Origin of the sequence: Streptococcus oralis subsp. oralis (genome assembly GCF_000960035.1) — a bacterium.
GTDB lineage: Bacteria > Bacillota > Bacilli > Lactobacillales > Streptococcaceae > Streptococcus > Streptococcus oralis_G.
Map to the genome: position 1 here is coordinate 32982 of NZ_JYGR01000005.1, position 16448 is coordinate 49429.

The 16448-nt window shown below is 43.0% G+C and carries 14 protein-coding genes and 1 riboswitch; of the genes, 8 read left to right on the plus strand and 6 right to left on the minus strand.

Translation table 11 applies throughout. The annotated features are described in order from the left end of the window. Positions 1 to 63: 63 nt before the first annotated feature. Positions 64 to 1347 (plus strand): trigger factor, encoded by a 1284-nt coding sequence (gene tig / locus TZ92_RS03310; RefSeq protein WP_033630333.1) that lies wholly within the window; start codon positions 64 to 66, stop codon positions 1345 to 1347. 47 nt (positions 1348 to 1394) lie between these two features. Here the strand turns inward: tig and recD2 are convergent, their stop codons facing one another. The 3 genes from recD2 to rnhC form a co-directional block, all read right to left on the minus strand. Beyond that, complete coding sequence (gene recD2, locus TZ92_RS03315) at positions 1395 to 3764, minus strand: SF1B family DNA helicase RecD2 (protein ID WP_033630332.1); 2370 nt, start codon at positions 3762 to 3764, stop codon at positions 1395 to 1397. 129 nt (positions 3765 to 3893) lie between these two features. Further along, positions 3894 to 4508 carry a signal peptidase I gene (lepB, locus tag TZ92_RS03320; protein WP_001083992.1) on the minus strand — a complete coding sequence of 205 codons (615 nt, stop codon included), beginning with the start codon at positions 4506 to 4508 and terminating at the stop codon, positions 3894 to 3896. Positions 4509 to 4511: 3 nt separating this feature from the next. After that, positions 4512 to 5393: a ribonuclease HIII gene (gene rnhC, locus TZ92_RS03325; RefSeq protein ID WP_033630331.1), complete on the minus strand. Its 882-nt coding sequence runs from the start codon at positions 5391 to 5393 to the stop codon at positions 4512 to 4514. An 86-nt stretch (positions 5394 to 5479) separates the two neighbouring features. Between rnhC and zapA the strand changes: the two genes are divergently transcribed. The 6 genes from zapA (at position 5480) to TZ92_RS03355 (ending at position 12122) form a co-directional block, all read left to right on the plus strand. Then, positions 5480 to 5782: a cell division protein ZapA gene (gene zapA, locus TZ92_RS03330; protein WP_000002028.1), complete on the plus strand. Its 303-nt coding sequence runs from the start codon at positions 5480 to 5482 to the stop codon at positions 5780 to 5782. Further along, on the plus strand, positions 5779 to 6327 hold the full coding sequence (locus TZ92_RS03335; protein WP_033630330.1) for a CvpA family protein: 549 nt from the start codon (positions 5779 to 5781) through the stop codon (positions 6325 to 6327). Before zapA ends, TZ92_RS03335 begins: the two co-directional genes overlap by 4 nt. 100 nt (positions 6328 to 6427) lie before the next feature. Continuing rightward, entirely contained in the window at positions 6428 to 8764 is a 2337-nt protein-coding gene (locus tag TZ92_RS03340; protein WP_033630328.1) for an endonuclease MutS2, read from the plus strand. A 168-nt stretch (positions 8765 to 8932) separates the two neighbouring features. Then, a riboswitch (glycine riboswitch) is annotated at positions 8933 to 9021 on the plus strand. Between the two features lie 89 nt (positions 9022 to 9110). After that, positions 9111 to 10433, plus strand: coding sequence for an alanine/glycine:cation symporter family protein (locus TZ92_RS03345; RefSeq protein ID WP_033630326.1), 1323 nt, complete (start codon positions 9111 to 9113; stop codon positions 10431 to 10433). Positions 10434 to 10563: 130 nt separating this feature from the next. Beyond that, on the plus strand, positions 10564 to 11112 hold the full coding sequence (locus TZ92_RS03350) for a carboxymuconolactone decarboxylase family protein (RefSeq protein ID WP_033630324.1): 549 nt from the start codon (positions 10564 to 10566) through the stop codon (positions 11110 to 11112). 110 nt (positions 11113 to 11222) lie between these two features. After that, positions 11223 to 12122 carry a TDT family transporter gene (locus TZ92_RS03355; RefSeq protein ID WP_033630322.1) on the plus strand — a complete coding sequence of 300 codons (900 nt, stop codon included), beginning with the start codon at positions 11223 to 11225 and terminating at the stop codon, positions 12120 to 12122. 23 nt (positions 12123 to 12145) lie between these two features. Here TZ92_RS03355 and serS read toward each other — a convergent pair whose 3' ends face one another. The 3 genes from serS to TZ92_RS03370 form a co-directional block, all read right to left on the minus strand. Further along, positions 12146 to 13420 (minus strand): serine--tRNA ligase, encoded by a 1275-nt coding sequence (gene serS / locus TZ92_RS03360; protein WP_033630321.1) that lies wholly within the window; start codon positions 13418 to 13420, stop codon positions 12146 to 12148. A gap of 213 nt (positions 13421 to 13633) precedes the next feature. Then, complete coding sequence (locus tag TZ92_RS03365) at positions 13634 to 14005, minus strand: DUF956 family protein (RefSeq protein WP_033630320.1); 372 nt, start codon at positions 14003 to 14005, stop codon at positions 13634 to 13636. A 2-nt stretch (positions 14006 to 14007) separates the two neighbouring features. Then, positions 14008 to 15372 (minus strand): aspartate kinase, encoded by a 1365-nt coding sequence (locus tag TZ92_RS03370; RefSeq protein ID WP_000869634.1) that lies wholly within the window; start codon positions 15370 to 15372, stop codon positions 14008 to 14010. Positions 15373 to 15654: 282 nt separating this feature from the next. Between TZ92_RS03370 and TZ92_RS03375 the strand changes: the two genes are divergently transcribed. Further along, positions 15655 to 16440: an enoyl-CoA hydratase gene (locus TZ92_RS03375; RefSeq protein WP_001015588.1), complete on the plus strand. Its 786-nt coding sequence runs from the start codon at positions 15655 to 15657 to the stop codon at positions 16438 to 16440. Positions 16441 to 16448: the final 8 nt, after the last annotated feature.

The window sequence follows — 16448 nt, forward strand, 5'->3', positions numbered from 1 at the left end:
GAAAAAAGTCGCTATTATATGGTATAATGGACTGTATTAAAAATTTTAAGGAGAAATGACAGAATGTCTGTATCATTTGAAAACAAAGAAACAAACCGTGGTGTCTTGACTTTCACTATCTCTCAAGACCAAATCAAACCAGAATTGGACCGTGTATTTAACTCAGTAAAGAAAACTCTTAACGTTCCAGGTTTCCGTAAAGGTCACCTTCCACGCCCTATCTTCGACCAAAAATTTGGTGAAGAAGCTCTTTATCAAGATGCAATGAACGCACTTTTGCCAAATGCTTATGAAGCTGCAGTAAAAGAAGCTGGTCTTGAAGTCGTTGCGCAACCAAAAATTGACGTGACTTCAATGGAAAAAGGTCAAGACTGGGTTATCACAGCTGAAGTCGTGACAAAACCTGAAGTAAAATTGGGCGACTACAAAAACCTTGAAGTATCAGTTGATGTAGAAAAAGAAGTGACAGACGCTGACGTTGAAGAACGTATCGAACGCGAACGCAACAACTTGGCTGAATTGGTTATCAAAGAAGGCGCTGCTGAAAATGGCGACACTGTTGTTATTGACTTCGTTGGTTCTATCGACGGTGTTGAATTTGACGGTGGAAAAGGTGAAAACTTCTCACTTGGACTTGGATCAGGTCAATTTATCCCTGGTTTTGAAGACCAATTGGTTGGACACTCAGCTGGCGAAACTGTTGATGTTATCGTAACATTCCCAGAAGACTACCAAGCAGAAGACCTTGCAGATAAAGAAGCTAAATTCGTAACAACTATCCACGAAGTAAAAGCAAAAGAAGTTCCAGCTCTTGATGATGAACTTGCAAAAGATATCGACGAAGAAGTGGAAACTCTTGACGAATTGAAAGAAAAATACCGCAAAGAATTGACTGCTGCGAAAAAAGAGGCATACAAAGATGCCCTTGAAGGTGCGGCAATCGATAAAGCTGTAGAAAACGCTGAAATCGTAGAACTTCCAGAAGAAATGATCCACGAAGAAGTTCACCGCTCAGTAAATGAATTCCTTGGAAACTTGCAACGCCAAGGTATCAACCCTGACATGTACTTCCAAATCACAGGAACTACTCAAGAAGACCTTCACAAACAATACGAAGCAGAAGCTGAGTCACGTACGAAGACTAACCTTGTTATCGAAGCAGTTGCCAAAGCTGAAGGATTTGATGCTTCAGAAGAAGAAATCCAAAAAGAAATTGAGCAATTGGCTGCAGATTACAACATGGAAGTGGCTCAAGTTCAAAACTTGCTTTCAGCTGATATGTTGAAACACGATATCACTATCAAAAAAGCTGTTGAATTGATTACAAGCACAGCAACAGTTAAATAATCTTAATAAATAAAAATCCCACCTGAATTGGTGGGTTTTCTTATGCGCTAATTTCCGAAAATCTCTTTGAGATCTGTATCTGTAATCCCGATCATAGCGGGGATGCTAGACCAGTTTTCCTCGGTGAGGATGTAGGATTGTTCAGAGTCACTTGCTGTGGCAGTTTCAAAGAAAACTTGTTTACTTTCTTCAATATTATTTTCAATTAAATCACTGAAGCGTTCAATCAGATAGGTCTTGCGGGCAGTCCCGATATGCTTGACTGCATAGTCAAAGGCCTGTAATTCACCAAGAAGGATGAGCTTGCTCTTGGCCCGTGTGATAGCTGTGTAGATGAGATTTCGCTCCAGCATGCGCTTGCTAGCATTGGTAATGGGCAGGATGACGACGGGAAACTCACTTCCCTGAGACTTATGAATACTCATGGCGTAGGCTAGTCGAATCTTGTACCATTCGTTACGTGGGTAGACGACTTCATTGCCATCGAAATCAATGACAATCTCGTCTTGTTTGGACTCGGTGTATTTTCCAGGAATCAGATCTGTGATGTAGCCTAGGTCTCCATTAAAGACATTGACTTCGGCATCGTTGACTAGGTGAATGACCTTGTCCCCTGTTCGATAGTGACACTGAGTTGCTTCAAAGCTAACTTGCCCCTTTTGCTGAGAATTGAGTAGGTCTTGCATGAGTTGGTTGATGGCGTCAATACCAGCAGTTCCTCTATACATAGGCGCTAACACCTGAATATCACGAGCCGGAATACCACTTCTGAGGGCAGCACCGAGGATTTTCTCAATCGTAGCTGGGATATGGCCACTAGCGATTTCAAAGTAGGAGCGATCAGCTTTTTTCTGGGTGAAATCTGCTGGCAAGATTCCCTGTCGAATTTGACTCGCCAAGGTGACGATAGTTGATTCTTCACTCTGACGGTAAATCCGTTCCAAGCGAGTCTGCGGAATCAGGGGTATCTGGAGCAGGTCAGCCAGGACTTGTCCGGGACTAACAGAAGGTAGCTGGTCGCTATCACCTACGATGAGAATTTTACTGTTAGAAGATATGTTGGAGAAAAGTTGGTTGGCTAGCCAAGTATCCACCATGGAAAACTCATCTACAATGATAAAGTCGGCATCTAGATAATCTTCTAGATGGCTGGTATCATCGTCTCCCGTTATTCCCAAATGACGGTGTATAGTAGCACTTGGCAATCCTGTCAATTCATTCATGCGCCGAGCCGCTCGACCAGTTGGGGCAGCGAGAAGAATAGGTAAGTTACTTTTCTTCTTGAAATCGAGTCCTTCTAAGAGGGCATAAATAGCGATAATCCCATTGATAACAGTCGTCTTACCAGTACCAGGTCCACCTGTTAGGATAAAGACCTTGTTCTGGATAGCATCACAGATAGCTTGCTTTTGGATACTATCGTATTGGATACCCAGTTCTTTCTCGACGCTAGCGATATGCTTTTGAATGGTTTCCAAATCATGACTCTTTTGTTTTCCTTTTTCAAGGATACGAACCAAGTGACTGCGGATGCCTTCTTCAGCGAAAAAGAGGCTATTATCAAAGATTTTGGTATCAATCTGCTGAACCTTGTCTTCTTCAATCAAATGAGATAATTCCTGAGCTACTTGGCTGGGATCGAGTTCCACGGGACGGGAAGACTCGAGGAGAGTCAGGGTCTGTTCCAGCAAATCTCGGGCTTCCATATAGGTATTGCCCGTATCCATACATCCCTGAAAAAGACTGTGGACAAGGCCAGCACGGAAACGTTCAGGGGCTTGACTTTCGATGCCTAGTTCGGCGGCTAATTGGTCAGCAATGGTAAAGCCCAATCCCTTGATATCCTCAACCAACTGGTAGGGATAGTTTTCGACAATATCCAGCGTTTCTTCCTTGTAAAAGTTTTGAATCTGAAAGGCTAGTTTATTGGGAATGCCGTAGTTAGCTAGTTTTGCCAAGACCATCTCTGTTCCGTAGTTGAGACGGAGGGTGGAAACAAAAGCCTCACGGTTTTTGGCAGAGAGTCCTGCAATACTTTCCAGCTTTTCAGGATGTTCCAGAATTTCGTCAATGGTATTTTCACCATAGCTATCAACGATTTTTTGGGCCGTTTTGAGACCAATTCCTTTGAAATGGCTACTAGAAAAGTACTTGACTAGCCCATTTTTAGTTGGTTTTGCCCGCTCATAACGGCTGATCTGAAGCTGTTCTCCATACTTGGAGTGCTGAATGATTTGCCCCCAAAAAGTATAGTCTTCACCCTCAATTACATCAGCCATGGTTCCTGTAACGATGATTTCAAAATCGTCAAAGTCCTCCGCGTCCGTATCTTCGATATCTAGGAGGAGAATGCGATAAAAATTACTGGGATTTTCAAAAATAATCCGTTCAATGGTGCCTGAAAAATAAACTTCCATAGGTTTCCTTTACATGAGTTCGTGAGAGTTGGACCCTTAGCTTCTTTCAACAAGCTAGGAGACTAAAAGTCCTTCTTCTCGCAATAGAAAAAGAGACTGAGACTTAGCATTCTCGGCCTCTTCCTTATCTTAAAAAGTTCCGATACGGTTAAGTGGCCAGAAACGGAATTTTGCTTCGCCTTTGATATCGCTGGCCTTGAAGGTACCAACGTGGCGGCTGTCGCTAGAGACTAGACGATCATCACCAAGGAGAAGGTACTCACCTTGAGGGACAGTAAAGCTGAAGCTGGTATTGGAATTGACATCGACTGTAAAGGCCTGTGCCTTTTGAGCAAGTTCTCTAAAGTAAACTCCCTTATTGCCTTCAAATCCTTTTCCAGTATAGGTGTTTTGCAACTTTTCTGTTTTGAACAAGTTGAGGTATTCAGCTAGGTAAGGTTCATTCGTTTCTTCACCGTTGATAAAGAGTTTGTCATTTTCGTAGCGGATGGTATCACCAGGCATGCCGATAACCCTTTTGACAATATCTTTATTTCCGTCTTCCTCATGCGCAACCACGATGTCGAAGCGGTCAATTGGGAGATGTTTAACAACGAAGAGAACTTCTCCGTCGGCTAGGGTAGGGTCCATCGAGTGTCCTTCTACACGGACATTGCTCCAAAGAAAGATACGGCTAAGACCGACCAGTGCGATAATCAGGAAGAAAACTCCCCATTCTTTTAGAAATGTTTTAAACGAATTCATAATTTACCTTTCTAGAAGTGTTTTTGCTTTTTCAGTGTTTTTAAAATGCAATTTGGCACAGAAATGAAGTCCCTTCATGCCATAGGCCTGCAGGATTTTGCTAGCAACCTTATCAGATGCAGTTCCAGCGCCACTTGGCAGTTGATAGCCCAGTTCTCGTCCTAGATTTTCCAAGTTTTCGAGGAAGAGATCCCGCGCGATGATAGAGCTAACTGCAACAGCTAGGTATTTGCCCTCGGCTTTTTCTTCTAAGCTAATTTTGTTTGGAAAACGGTTGGCTTCTTGTGCCAAGTACTTATTATAGTTTTTAGGGCTTGTAAAAGCATCAATCACGATTTTTTCTGGCTGGATTCCTTTTTGAAGCAGGAGAAAGATAGCCTGGTTATGAAGGGCAACCTTTACAGAAACAGCATTGTAACGCTCTCCGATAACTTCGTTGTACTTGCTCGGTGAAAGGAGGAGCGCTTGGTGCGAAATCTTTTCCTTGAGGATAGGGGCAATCTGACGAATCTTTTGGTCAGTCAAGGTTTTTGAATCCCCTACGCCGAGTTTTTGCAAGAAGTCGTGCTGGTCAGGTGTCACGAAGGAAGCCACAACAGCCAGCCCACCAAAGTAGGAACCATTTCCCACCTCATCAGTCCCAATCATAGGAAAATCTTGTCCACTGGTTTCCTCTACAACTTGATAACCAAAGAAACTAGCGTATTGCTCAGCAGCTTCGCCTTGCAGGAGGACTTTTCCAGAAGTATAGATGGAAACTGTTGCCTGAGGCAGTCTCAAAAAATAGCGAATATAAGGATTTTTACTAGGACTGAGAGCCTTCTGATACTGACTTAAAAAGCTCTGAATTTCCTGTTCACTGGGTGTGAGTGTGATACTTGCCATAGTCTCTATTGTACCACAAAAGAAGGAGAATTGGTAAAAACTGACAAAGTTAGCGAAATTTGGTATAATATCGTGAGGTGAATTTTATGGCAAATCTAAATCGATATAAGTTTACATTCGGGAAAAAGACATTAACCTTGACAACCGAGCATGACAACCTCTTTATGGAGGAAATTGCCAAGGTTGCGACTGAAAAATACCAAGCAATTAAAGAACAAATGCCTGGGGCGGATGATGAAACCATTGCGCTTCTTTTAGCAGTCAATTGTCTGTCTACACAACTCAACCGTGAGATTGAATTTGATGACAAGGAGCAAGAGTTGTTAGAACTCCGCCACAAGTTGATTGCTGTTAAACAAGAACAGAGCAAGATTGAGGATTCCCTATGATTTCAATCCTACTCTTATTGGTTCTGGCTTGGGGCTTTTACATCGGCTACCGTAGAGGTTTGGTCCTGCAAGTTTATTATTTCCTCGTTGCAGTGATTTCAGCCTTTGTTGCGGGACAGTTTTATAAATCACTGGGGGAACACTTCCACTTGCTTGTCCCTTATGCCAATCCTCAGGAAGGACAGGGCACCTTTTTCTTCCCTTCAGACCAGCTGTTTCAGCTAGACAAGGTCTTTTATGCGGGCCTAGCCTACCTTTTAGTTTTCGGAATTTGTTACAGTATCGGACGTTTTATCGGTTTGTTCCTGCACTTGATTCCAACTAAAAAGCTTGATGTCAAATGGTTTCGTATGGGAGCTGGCCTATTGTCGCTATTGGTAACCTTATTTGTCTTGCAAATGGCTCTGACCATCCTTGCAACAGTGCCTTTGGCAATCATTCAAAATTCACTCGAAAAAAGTACAGTAGCCAAACACATCATCCAAAGTGTCCCTTTTACGACAAACTTTATCAAACAACTCTGGGTGACAAATTTAATCGGATAAAAAGGGCGGGATTTTTCCTAGCCCTTTGTTTACAGATTGGACGACTAGGTCAAAATCTCTAGTTGCTATAATCTTGTAAACCAGCATACAAGGAAAAAATATGAATACAAAAATACTAGAAACCTTAGAATTTAATAAAATCAAGACCTTGTTTGAACCTCATCTCCTGACTGAGCAAGGCTTAGAGGAGCTAAAAGGCTTGGCTCCAACTGCTAAGGTGGATAAGATCAAACAAGCCTTTACAGAGATGGAGGAAATGCAAGCCCTTTTTGTGGAGCAACCCCACTTTACCATCCTAGCGACACGTGAGATTTCAGCTGTCTGCAAGCGTCTGGAGATGGGAGCGGACCTCAATATTGAGGAGTTCCTGCTCCTCAAACGGGTCTTGCTGGCTAGCAGAGAGTTGCAAGGCTTTTATACCAATCTCGAAAACGTACGCTTGGAGCAGTTGGCGAGATGGTTTGAAAAACTACATGATTTTCCACACTTGCAAGGGAGTCTTCAAGCCCTAAATGATGCAGGATTTATCGAAAATTTCGCCAGTGAAGAGCTAGCACGCATCCGTCGGAAAATCCATGATAGCGAGAGTCAAGTTCGAGATGTCTTGCAAGACTTGCTCAAGCAAAAAGCTCAGATGTTGACGGAAGGCATAATCGCTAGCAGAAATGGCCGTCAGGTTTTACCAGTCAAGAACACCTATCGCAATAAGATTGCAGGTGTTGTCCAGGACATCTCTGCCAGTGGAAACACGGTCTATATCGAGCCACGTGAGGTGGTCAAGCTGAGCGAAGAAATTGCCAGCCTGCGAGCTGATGAACGCTATGAGATGATTCGCATCCTGCAGGAGCTCTCAGAACGGGTCCGCCCTCATGCTGCTGAGATTGCTAATGACGCTTGGATTATCGGCCATCTGGATCTGATTCGTGCCAAGGTACGTTTCATCCAAGAAAGACAAGCAGTTGTTCCTCAACTTTCAGAGACCCAAGAGATTCAACTCCTTCATGTTCGCCATCCTTTGGTCAAGAATGCTGTCGCAAACGATGTGCACTTTGGTAAGGAATTAACGGCTATTGTCATTACAGGTCCCAATACGGGTGGGAAGACCATCATGCTCAAAACCCTGGGCTTGACTCAACTCATGGCCCAGTCAGGTTTGCCCATTTTAGCTGATAAAGGAAGCCGTGTCGGTATTTTTGAGGAAATCTTCGCGGATATTGGGGATGAGCAGTCTATTGAACAAAGCTTGTCTACCTTCTCCAGCCACATGACCAATATCGTAGATATTCTTGGCAAGGTCAATCAGCACTCGCTCTTATTGCTAGATGAGCTCGGGGCAGGTACCGACCCGCAGGAAGGAGCAGCGCTTGCTATGGCTATTCTGGAGGATCTTCGTCTGCGTCAGGTCAAGACTATGGCGACGACCCACTATCCAGAACTCAAGGCTTATGGTATTGAGACAGCCTTTGTGCAAAATGCCAGCATGGAGTTTGACACAGCCAGCTTGCGTCCGACCTATCGCTTTATGCAGGGAGTTCCTGGCCGAAGCAATGCCTTTGAAATTGCTAAGCGCCTGGGCTTGTCAGATGTCATTGTGGGAGATGCCAGTCAGCAGGTCGACCAAGATAATGACGTCAACCGTATCATTGAGCAATTAGAAGAGCAAACGCTTGAAAGTCGCAAACGCTTGGACAATATTCGTGAGGTGGAGCAAGAAAACCTCAAGATGAACCGAGCACTCAAAAAACTTTACAACGAACTCAATCGCGAGAAGGAAACTGAGCTCAACAAAGCGCGTGAACAAGCTGCTGAAATTGTGGAACTCGCTCTAAATGAGAGTGACCAGATTCTCAAGAATCTTCACAGTAAGTCTCAACTCAAACCCCATGAAATCATTGAAGCCAAGTCTAAACTGAAAAAACTAGCTCCTGAAAAAGTTGACTTGTCTAAAAACAAGGTCCTTCAAAAAGCCAAGAAAAAACGAGCTCCAAAGGTGGGAGATGATATTGTGGTTCTCAGTTATGGTCAGCGTGGAACCTTGACCAATCAGCTTAAGGACGGTCGCTGGGAAGCCCAAGTTGGCTTGATCAAGATGACCTTGGAAGAGAAAGAATTTGACCTTGTTCAGGCTCAGCAAGAAGCTCCAGTCAAGAAAAAACAAGTCAATGTCGTCAAACGTGCTTCTGGTCGTGGCCCGCAAGCCAGACTGGATCTCCGAGGCAAACGGTATGAAGAGGCTATGAATGAGCTGGACGTCTTTATCGACCAAGCCCTGCTCAATAACATGGCGCAGGTAGACATCATCCATGGTATCGGAACCGGAGTCATCCGTGAGGGCGTCACCAAATACCTGCAAAGAAACAAGCATGTCAAGAGTTTCGGCTATGCTCCACAGAATGCTGGAGGCAGTGGCGCCACCATTGTGACCTTTAAAGGATAGAGAGAAGAAGGATTCGCTCTTTCTGAAAAAAGAAATGAAAAGTCAAAAAGTTTCATAGAAAATATTGACAAAGGCTAACTTTTCTTGTAGAATAATAAAAAATAAAATACCAACACCGAATGAAGTTTAATAGAAGTGGAGAAAGGTTTGTTTTCCATGACTGTAAATGGACGGAACTCTGGAGAGACCGTAAAGGCACCGAAGGGGCAAGGCAGGCAACTGCTCAAACTCTCAGGTAAAAGGACAGAGCTAGGATAGATCGCTTTTAGGAATTTATCTAAGCATTCCAGAGTACATGTATCTTGCATGTGCTCTTTCTTTTGGGGTTGAAAGATAGGAGAAGGATATGTTAGAATTGCTTAAAGCGCTTGATGCTTTCGTTTGGGGGCCTCCCCTCTTGATCTTATTGGTCGGAACGGGTATCTATTTGACCATCCGACTAGGACTTTTGCAGGTAGCTCGTCTCCCAAAGGCCTTTCAGCTGATCTTTACCAAGGATAAGGGGCATGGCGATGTGTCGAGCTTTGCTGCTCTCTGTACGGCTTTAGCCGCCACCGTTGGTACGGGAAATATCATCGGGGTCGCAACAGCCATTAAGGTTGGAGGACCAGGGGCTCTCTTTTGGATGTGGATGGCAGCCTTTTTTGGGATGGCGACCAAGTATGCCGAAGGTTTGCTAGCTATCAAATATCGCACAAAGGATGCAAATGGAGCTGTAGCTGGAGGCCCCATGCGTTACATCCTTTTGGGGATGGGAGAAAAGTGGCGTCCACTTGCTATCTTCTTTGCCCTAGCGGGTGTATTGGTAGCCCTTCTAGGGATTGGTACCTTTACCCAAGTCAATTCGATTACAGAATCCATTCAAAATACAGCCCAGGTTAATCCAGCTATCACGGCTCTGATTTTATCCATTTTTGTAGGGATTGCTGTCTTTGGTGGACTCAAATCCATATCAAAAGTTTCGACAGCAGTTGTTCCTTTTATGGCTATTGTCTATATTTTAGGGACTCTTACAGTTATTCTCTTTAATATCGAGAAAATCCCAGCCACACTTGCCCTGATTTTTACTTCAGCCTTTAGTCCAGCTGCTGCGGTAGGCGGTTTTGCAGGTGCCAGCATTCGGATGGCTATCCAGAATGGTGTGGCGCGAGGAGTCTTTTCTAACGAATCTGGTCTTGGTTCTGCTCCCATTGCAGCGGCTGCGGCTAAGACAAATGAGCCTGTCGAGCAAGGCTTGATTTCCATGACAGGAACCTTTATTGATACCCTCATTATCTGTACGTTGACTGGTTTAACAATCTTGGTAACTGGGGTTTGGAGTGGTGATTTGAATGGAGTTGCCTTGACCCAGTCAGCCTTTTCAACAGTTTTTTCACACTTTGGACCTGCTCTTTTGACCATCTTCCTTGTGCTCTTTGCCTTTACGACAATCCTCGGATGGAACTACTACGGAGAACGCTGTTTTGAGTTTCTCTTTGGTGTTCGTTTTATCTGGCTATATCGTGTAGTCTTTGTAGTCATGGTCTTGTTGGGAGGATTTATCGAGTTGGATATGGTCTGGATTATTGCAGATATCGTCAATGCCCTGATGGCTTTGCCAAACTTGATTGCCCTCTTAGTCTTGTCGCCAGTCGTTATTTCCGAAACCAGAAAGTATTTTAAACACTAACCCAATCACACTTTTAGTGTGATTTTTTCATTTCATAAACATTTCCTATCAAGGCGATTGAAAATATATATTATTCAAGGGGGAAATTCTATGATAGACTAAATGACAATAAAATGAAAAGAGGTTTCTTATGACAACATTTACCATCCACACAGTAGAATCAGCACCAGCAGAAGTAAAAGAAGTTCTTGAAACAGTACAAAAAGATAACAATGGCTATATTCCCAACCTAATCGGTCTCTTGGCCAATGCCCCAACCGCGCTTGAAGCCTACCGAACTGTCGGAGCCATCAACCGCCGCAATAGCCTGACACCAGTGGAACGCGAAGTAGTACAAATCACAGCTGCCGTAACCAATGGTTGTGCTTTCTGCGTCGCAGGTCACACAGCCTTTTCAATCAAACAAATCCAGATGAATGATGATCTTCTCCAAGCTCTCCGCAACCGCACTCCGATTGAAACAGATCCAAAACTAGATACTCTAGCTAAGTTTACCTTGGCGGTCATCAATACCAAAGGGCGTGTAGGAGATGAAGCCTTGGCTGAATTTTTGGAAGTTGGCTACACGCAACAAAATGCCTTGGACGTGGTTCTCGGTATTAGTCTTGCCAGCCTTTGTAATTATGCAAACAACCTAGCCAATACGCCTATTAACCCAGAATTGCAACCTTATGCCTAGTTCGAATCAGAAAGAAAAAATGAAGACTGAGCAATCCAGTCTTCATTTTTCTATGCTATTTTAAGCGCTTTTATGCTATACTAATAATAACATGATTATTGGAGGCTCGGATGAAAAAGCTCCCCTTAGTATTCTCTGGCTGTTTATTAGGTTTAGCAGGTGCAGGAAATCTGATTGCAGATACTTTGCCTGTTCTGTCGCATTTATTGAGTCTGACTGGTCTAGTGTTGTGGATTTTCTTTCTTGTTGTTCATCTTTTTAATTGGGAAGAAACCAAGAAAGAATTGATCAGGCCCCCTCTTTTATCAGGGATGGCCACTTTTCCTATGACTGGGATGATTTTATCGACCTATGTCTTTCGCGTATTCCCTGCTCTTCCTTTGGTAGCACAAGGGATCTGGTGGTTTTCCTTTCTCTTGGATTTGGTTTTGATTGCTACTTTTACCATCAAATTTGCCTGTCCAGGTCGGAGGGTTAATGCGACTCCAAGCTGGACGGTACTCTATGTGGGGATAGCAGTAGCAGCCTTGACCTATCCTCTTGTCGGTATCATTGAAATTGCCTATGCGACCTTGAGTTTTGGTTTTGTCTTGACCTTCTATCTCTATCCCCTTATTTATAGTGATTTAAAGAAAGATCCACTCCCAGTGGCCTTGCTTGGGCAGGAAGGAATCTACTGTGCTCCCTTTTCCCTACTCTTAGCTTCTCTAGTTCGAGTTGGAGGAGCAGGCATACCGACTTGGCTCTTGATTGTCATGATTTTGGCATCTCAGTCCTTCTTTTTCTTTGTTTTAACTCGCCTGCCCAATATTTTAAAACAAGGATTTCAACCAGCCTTCTCAGCCCTCACCTTCCCAACCATTATCACAGCTACTTCAATCAAGATGGCTCAGGGGATCTTGAAACTTCCATTTCTGGATTATCTGGTGTTTGCTGAAACTGTTATATGCCTCACTATTTTATTCTTTGTATTGGGTGCTTATCTGATTTGGTTACGAAAAAAGGTCTAGCTAGAAATAGCTAAACCTTATTTTTATGGTTTGATAACTTCAGCTCCACCCATATATGGACGAAGTACTTCTGGAATGGTTACAGAACCATCTGCATTTTGATAGTTCTCAAGAATAGCAGCAACCGTACGTCCAACTGCAAGTCCAGAACCGTTCAAGGTGTGAAGGAGTTTCACCTTGCCATCGGTTTCATCACGGTAACGGATTTGGGCACGACGGGCTTGGAAATCTTCTGTATTTGAACAACTTGAGATTTCACGATAGGTATTTTGGGCCGGAATCCAAACTTCCAAGTCATAAGTCTTGGCAGCTGAGAAGCCCATATCTCCAGTAGAGAGCGCAACGACACGGTATGGAAGGTTGAGCTTTTGAAGGATATTTTCAGCGTTAGCTGTCATTTTTTCCAATTCTTCATAAGATTCTTCTGGTTTGGCAAATTTGACCATTTCAACCTTGTGGAATTGGTGTAGACGAATCAAGCCACGTGTATCACGACCAGCAGAACCAGCTTCAGAACGGAATGATGGACTCATAGCGGTAAAGTAGATTGGTAGGTCTTTACCGTCAAGGATTTCATCACGGTAGTAGTTTGTAAGAGGTACTTCAGCTGTAGGAATGAGGACATAATTAGTGTCTTTCAATTCAAAAGTGTCTTCCTTAAATTTTGGATATTGACCAGTACCAAACATAGAGTCATGGTTAACAATGTAAGGTGTGATAACTTCCGTATAGCCTTCTTTACCATGCTCATCCAACATGAAGTTGTAGATAGCACGTTCCAAACGAGCCCCAAGTCCCTTATAGAAGAGGAAACGAGCTCCTGTTACCTTACCACCGCGTTCCCAGTCAAGGATACCAAGGTCTTCACCAAGATCCCAGTGAGCTTTTGGCTCGAAGTCAAACTCACGTGGAGTCCCCCAACGGCGAACTTCCACATTGTCATCTTCATCAGCTCCAACAGGAACGCTGTCGGCAGGGATGTTTGGAAGAGTAGTGGTAAATTCTGTTAATTTAGCATCGATGTCCGCCAATTCAGCATCCAAGGCTTTGACTTCAGCAGATAGGGTTTGCATCGCAGCAATCTTGTCATCGGCATTTTCCTTGTTGCGCTTAGCTTGGGCAATCTCAGCAGAAACTGTGTTACGTTCTGCTTTTAGAGTTTCAACCTTGACCAAGATGTCACGACGTTTAGCATCGATTTCTTTCATCTCATTTAAGACAGCAGCATCTACACCACGTGTAGCTAATTTTTCAGCGACAGCATCAAAATCTGTGCGAATACGTTTAATATCTAACATAAGAACTCCTTTATGAAAAAAGCACACCTGACAAAGCGTTGGAGTGGCAGGGCCACGGTTCCATCCAACTTCACAGGTGTGCACTTGATTGAGTATTTAATTGTTACTAACGGTAGAATTTCACTTACCCCTCCTATCTGCTCGCAGCATCCGCAGACTTTCTGAAAGAAGAAGATAACCTACTTATCCGTTGCTATGATTATACTAAAGTTTCTACTTTTTTGCAAACAGATTGTTAAGTTTTTTTCCAATGGTCTGGAGTAGAGTCGGAAGTTTCACAACCTTTTCGTTTCCTAATTTTTCCCGAGCGATTTTGAGGATAGCTCCAGAGTCTTTTGAAGCAAAGAGGAATTTACCTTGATCGGTAAAGACTTCAAAGTGGCGGCTGATCTTGCGACCACTTACGTTGGCTCCGATTTGTTGAATGCTAGACCAGGGGATTTGAATATATTGTTCGACATTGACATCAGGATAAAACTCTAAGGCTTGATCCCCGATTAAAAATTTTCCAACTTTTCCAGAGATAGAGAGGTAAGATGTCCCAGTAGTTTGGAGGTCAATGACTTGATTGAGTGATTGGGCCATGATTAGTCTTCCTTACTTTCACCGAAAAAGGCATGATAGAGAGCCTTGATAGCTGCTTTTTCTTGCTCTTTATTGACAACAAACATGATGGAAACTTCACTTGAACCTTGGGACATCATCTGGATGTTAATCTTGTTTTCAGATAGAGCTCGTGTTGCAGTAGCAGTTACCCCGATATGGCTCTTCATCTTTTCTCCAACAATCATAATGATGGAAAGGTCATGTTCGATTTCAGCATGGTCCACTTCAGCTTTTTGAACGAGTTGACGTAGAATTTCTTCTTCTTTGATAGGAGTCAATTCACGGGAGCGGAGGATGATTGAAAGATCGTCGATACCTGTAGGCATGTGTTCCCAACCGATGTTGAGGTCCTCAAGGATTTGCAGAACCTTGCGACCAAACCCGACTTCGCGGTTCATGAGGTATTTTGACATGTTGATGCTGACGAATCCTGAGTCACCCGCAATCCCTACTACTGGGAATTTATCACTACTGTGTTCTAAAACAATGCGTGTTCCTGGGTGGTCAGGGTTGTTGGTATTCTTGATGACAAGAGGAATTTTTCCGCGGTAAGCGGGTAGAAGAGCTTCGTCATGAAGAACTGAAAATCCAGCGTAAGCCAACTCACGCATTTCACGGTAGGTTAATTCAGGAATGGAATGTGGTTGGTGGATAATACCAGGATGGGCAGCAAAGATACCATCTACGTCTGTAAAGTTTTCATAGAGATCAGCCTTAACACCTGCTGCAATGATAGAACCTGTGATATCTGAACCTCCACGTGAAAAAGTACAGATTTGATTTTCCTTAGTCACACCAAAGAAACCAGGGATAACAAGGACTTCGTTGCTATCAGCCAAACCTTCAATCTTGTCATAACTAGATGGGATGATGCGTGCGTTTCCTGGTTCACTTGTGACAACGATCCCAGCTTCTCTTGGGTGAACATAGCGTGCATCGATACCGTTTTGGTTAAAGTAGGCTGCAATCAATTTGGCATTGTTATTTTCTCCAGCCGCTAGGAAGGTATCATAGAGAAATTCATTGTCCTCTATAGGAAGAGTTGCCAAGGCCCGAATACTTTTAGAGATTTTTTCTAAAACAGCAGGTTTTAACCCTAGTTCACTAACCATAGCGGCATAACGGTCAATGATCCAGCTTTGGCTAGCACTGATGTCATTTCCAGCCACATAGTCGCGATAGTATTTAATCAAAGCATCAGTTACCTTGGTATCTTCAGCATTGCGTTTGCCGGGTGCAGAAACGACTACAAAACGGCGTTCTTTATCACTTTTAACGATGTTTAAAACTTTTTCTAACTGACCAGCAGAGGCAAGCGAGCTTCCGCCAAATTTTACAACCTTCATAAGGACTCCTCAAGTAAGTATTTTATACGATTATAGCAGAAAGAGGGGCATTTTTCAATGAAGAAAATAACTTCCTATTATAATAGAAGAAAACACTAACTTATTCTGAAAAGCGATAACAGTTTAAAAGTAAGAGAGTCAAATTTTACTCAGACTCATAAATGATGGGAAAATAATCAGCTGAGACACTTTCCTTTAGTTTTTCCTTGCCTCTTTATCCAAAAAAAGGTATACTTTGATGATAAAACAATTTCATCGCCTTATAAAAGAAAAGGAGAAGCTATGAATCATATCTTATATCAGATCGTAGATGATCTGGCTATCATTACTTTGAATCGTCCCGAAGTGGCAAATGGTTTTCATATCCCAATGTGTGAGGAAATTTTAGAAGCTTTGACTCTAGCGGAGCAGGATCAAGCTGTGCAGTTCATCTTGATTAATGCGAATGGGAAGGTCTTTTCAGTTGGAGGAGACTTGGTTGAGATGAAACGCGCAGTAGATGAAGATGATATCCCTTCTTTGAATAAGATTGCAGAATTAGTCAATACAATTTCTTTTAAAATCAAGCAAATTCCAAAACCTGTTTTGATGGAAGTAGATGGAGCGGTTGCTGGTGCTGCAGCAAATATGGCAGTAGCAGTTGATTTCTGTTTAGCGACTGACAAGGCAAAATTCATTCAAGCCTTTGTTGGAGTTGGATTGGCGCCAGACGCTGGTGGGATTCATCTCTTGAGTCGTAGTATCGGGGTAACACGGGCTGCACAACTTGCTATGACAGGTGAAGCTTTGACTGCTGAAAAAGCGCTAGAATGGGGCGTGGTATACCGTGTTTGTGAAGTTGACAAATTAGAAAAAACAAGAGAACAAGTTCTGAAAAAATTAAGAAGAGGTTCAGCAAACTCATACGCAGCGATTAAAAAGTTAGTTTGGGAAAGTCAATTTAAGGATTGGCAGAATTATGCTGAATTAGAATTGAAACTACAAGAATCGTTATCTCTAACTGAAGATTTTAAAGAAGGAGTTCGAGCGCATTCTGAAAGAAGAAGACCGAAATTTACAGGAATGTAAAAAAATAC